Genomic DNA, 3,808 nt, shown 5'->3' with positions numbered 1-3,808 from the left:
CACGGGTCGCACCGGACCCACCGGCGCCGTCGACCCCGCTGCCGACAGGGCCGCCGGAGCCTCGCCCACCCCCGCCACCACCCGGATACCAGTCGGGCTACGGCGGCGCGCCGGCCGGCTCGGACTTCAGCGTCGGCAACGCGTTCAGCTGGGCTTGGGGCAAGTTCACCCAGAACGCCGCTGCGCTGGCCGTGCCCACGCTGCTGTACTTCCTGGCGCTCGCTGCCGTCATCGGGATCCCGTTCGGTATCGCGATGGCGACCTCGGACACCACGACGACCAGCTACGACTACGGCAGTGGCTACGCCTACGAAGCGTCCAGCTCGAGCTTCTCGACGGTCGGCTACATCGTCCTGACCCTCGGCTACATCGCTGCGTTCTTCGTGGCGATGTACATGCAGGCCGCACTGGTCAGCGGTGCCCTCGACATTGCCGACGGCAAGCCGGTGAGCATCGGAACGTTCTTCAAGCCGCGCAACGTGGGTGGGGTGCTGCTCACCACGCTGCTGCTGGGTCTGGCCGCCGTGTTGACCTCTTGCACCTTCGTCGGACCCCTCATCATCACCTTTTTCGGCCAGTTCGCCATCGCGTTCGCCGTCGACAAGGGGCTGTCGCCGGTCGATGCGATCAAGGCCAGCATCGCAACGGTTCGGGCCAACCTCGGCCCCAGCGCGTTGTCCTGGTTGGTGCAGTACGCGGTGGTGCTGGTCGGCGAGATCGCCTGCTTCATCGGCCTCGTCGCCGCCCTGCCGGTCGCCTCGCTGATCCAGGTGTACACCTACCGCAAGCTCACCGGCGGCCAGGTGGTCGAGGACCAGCAGCAGCAACAGCCTGGGTACCAGGCCGGCCCGCCGCCCGGACAGTACCCGGGGCAGCAGTACGCATAGGAGCACCACGCGGCTGACCAACGAATGACTGCCGCCCGCAACGCAAGCCGGTATAGGCGCGCGCTGCGGGCGGCTGTCTGTTGTGATGGGATCAGCGGCTACGAACTTTAAGGTGGCGCAGCACCACACCGGTTACACGTTTTCGGGCACGGCACGGGATTGGCACCACGATGGCACTGAGGCCGAACGGATCGTCGGCGATAGCCGGGGATCGGTACGACGTCGACCGCCTGCTGGCGGGCTACCGCACCGCACGCGCCCAGGAAGCCCTTTTCGATCTGCGTGGTGGACCTCGCCGCGGCTACGACGAGTTCGTGGACTCCGACGGCAACGTGCGTCCGGACTGGGACGAAGTCGCCGATGCCATCGCCGAACGCGGGCGAGCCGGGCTGGACGGGCTGCGCTCGGTGGTGCACAGCCTGATCGATCACGACGGCATCACCTACACCGGACTTGCGGACGCCCCCGCCACGCGCGGCGTGCCGGACGGTCACATCCTGCCGGCCGAGCCCGGACTATGGACACTGGACGCCCTGCCGCTGGTGGTGTCCGCCGCCGAATGGCAAGCGCTGGAAGCCGGTCTGGTGCAGCGGTCACGGCTGCTGGACGCGGTGCTTACCGACCTTTACGGGCCTCGTGATCTGCTCACCGAGGGCCTGCTGCCGGCACAGCTGGTGTTCGCCCATCCCGGCTATGTGCGTTCGGCCACCGGAATCAAAGTGCCCGGCAACCATCAGCTGTTCATGCATGGTTGCGACCTGAGCCGCCGTTCCGACGGCACCTTTCAGGTCAATGCCGACTGGACCCAGGCCCCCTCGGGCGCCGGTTATGCGCTGGCGGACCGCCGGGTGTTGGCCCACGCGCTCCCCGACCTCTACGAGCACATCGCCCCGCGTCCGACCACCCCGTTCGCGCAAACGCTGCGGCTGAGCCTGATCGACGCCGCGCCCGACGTGGCGCAGGACCCCATGGTGGTGGTGCTGAGTCCGGGCATCTACTCCGAAACCGCTTTCGACCAGGCGTATTTGGCGACGCTGCTGGGTTTTCCCCTGGTCGAAAGCGCGGATCTGGTGGTCCGCGACGGCAAGCTGTGGATGCGGTCACTGGGCACCCTCAAACGCGTCGACGTGGTGTTGCGCCGGCTGGACGCGCTCTACGCCGACCCGTTGGACCTGCGCGCCGATTCGCGACTGGGGGTGGTCGGTTTGGTGGAGGCGTTGCACCGCGGAACGGTGACGGTGGTCAACACGCTGGGCAGCGGCATCCTGGAAAGCCCTGGGCTGCTTCGGTTTCTGCCCGAATTGGCCGAACGCCTGCTGGGCGAGGAGCCCCTGCTGCAGACTGCGCCGGTGTACTGGGGTGGCATCGCCACTGAACTGTCGCACCTGCTGGCCAACGTGTCGTCGTTATTGATCAAGCCGGTGGACGGCGGGGAAACTATTGTCGGACCGGCTCTTTCATTCGCCCAGCTGACCGAGCTGGCGGGGCGTATCGAGGCCATGCCGTGGCGTTGGGTCGGCCAGGAACTACCGACGTTCTCCTCGGCACCCACCAACCACGCCGGCGTGTTCTCGTCCGCCAGCGTCGGTATGCGGTTGTTCACCGTCGCGCAACGCAGCGGCTATGCCCCGATGATCGGCGGGCTCGGTTACGTGCTGGCACCCGAGCCATCCGCCTATACGCTGACAACCGTTGCGGCAAAAGATGTCTGGGTACGACCAACAGAGCGGTCCATTACCGAGACGGTTACGCTGCCGTCGGCGCCGCAGCCGGTCAAGACGGGTGCGGGGACCTGGGGGGTCAGTTCGCCGCGCGTGTTGTCGGACCTGTTCTGGATGGGCCGTTACGGCGAGCGCGCCGAGAACATGGCTCGCCTGCTGATGGTCGCGCGCGATCGTTACCACGTCTACCGGCACCATCAGGCCAGCGAGGAAAGCGAGTGCGTGCCGGCGTTGATGGCAGCCTTGGGCAAGGTCACCGGGACTGATACGGGGGCGACGAGCGCCGGCGGATACGACCACGCGGAGATGATCGCGGTGGCGCCCTCGATGCTGTGGTCGATGACCGTGGATCCCGACCGGCCGGGTTCGCTCATCCAGTCGGTGGAAGGGCTGGCACTTTCGGCCCGGGCGGTGCGCGACCAGTTGTCCAATGACACCTGGATGGTGCTGGCCAATGTCGAACGGGCAGTGGCACTTCGGGCCGACCCGCCGCAGTCTTTGGCCGAAGCAGACGCCCTGATCGCCAACGCCCACTCGCAGGCACTGGCCGGGATGCTGACGCTGTCCGGGGTGGCGGGCGAGTCGATGGTGCACGACGTGGGCTGGACCATGATGGACATCGGCAAACGCATCGAACGCGGGCTGTGGTTGACAGCGCTGCTGGGCGACACCCTGACCGTCGTGCGCGGCACGGTGGCCGAACAATCCATTGTCGAGGCGACACTGGTGGCCTGCGAGTCCTCGGTCATCTATCGGCGCCGCACGCTGGGTCAGGTCAGCGTGGTCGCGGTGACCGAGTTGATGCTGTTCGACCCGCAGAACCCGCGGTCACTGCTGTTCCAGCTGGAAAGGTTGCGGGCCAACCTGAAGGACCTGCCCGGATCGTCCGGGTCGTCGCGTCCGGAGCGGTTGGTGGACGAGATGAGCACGCGGCTGCGCCGCTCGGATCCCGCTGAGCTGGAACAGATTACCAACGGGCGCCGGGAGGAACTGGCCGAGTTGCTCAGCGCGATTCACGCCGCGCTACGCGACTTGACCGACGCCATCACCGCAACCCATTTGGCGCTGCCCGGCGATATGCAGCCGCTGTGGGGTCCGGACCAGCGCCGCACGATGCCGGCCTAGCCCTACGACGATGCAGCCCGCGACCGCGGGCTGAGAGGAGTAGGGCAATCCGGCCTGAGCCCTACGACGATGCAG

2 protein-coding genes are annotated in these 3,808 nt (G+C 67.3%); both read left to right on the top strand.

Going from position 1 to position 3,808, the window contains the following annotated elements:
• Nucleotides 1–887: hypothetical protein (locus tag A5636_RS26350; RefSeq protein WP_065156692.1), on the top strand; the 887-nt coding region annotated here is incomplete at its 5' end.
• Nucleotides 888–1,057: 170 nt separating this feature from the next.
• Nucleotides 1,058–3,733: a circularly permuted type 2 ATP-grasp protein gene (locus A5636_RS00180; RefSeq protein ID WP_065156691.1), complete on the top strand. Its 2,676-nt coding sequence runs from the start codon at nucleotides 1,058–1,060 to the stop codon at nucleotides 3,731–3,733.
• Nucleotides 3,734–3,808 lie beyond the last annotated feature (75 nt).

This window comes from Mycobacterium asiaticum (genome assembly GCF_001673315.1).
Lineage (GTDB): Bacteria > Actinomycetota > Actinomycetes > Mycobacteriales > Mycobacteriaceae > Mycobacterium > Mycobacterium asiaticum_B.
The sequence above is the reverse complement of the archived record's forward strand: the minus strand, read 5'-3'. Positions and strand labels throughout refer to the sequence as shown.

Bases quoted from the DNA above. Each gene is read 5' to 3' on its own strand.
- A5636_RS00180 (WP_065156691.1), top strand. From the start codon at position 1,058: ATGGCACTGAGGCCGAACGGATCGTCGGCGATAGCCGGGGATCGGTAC.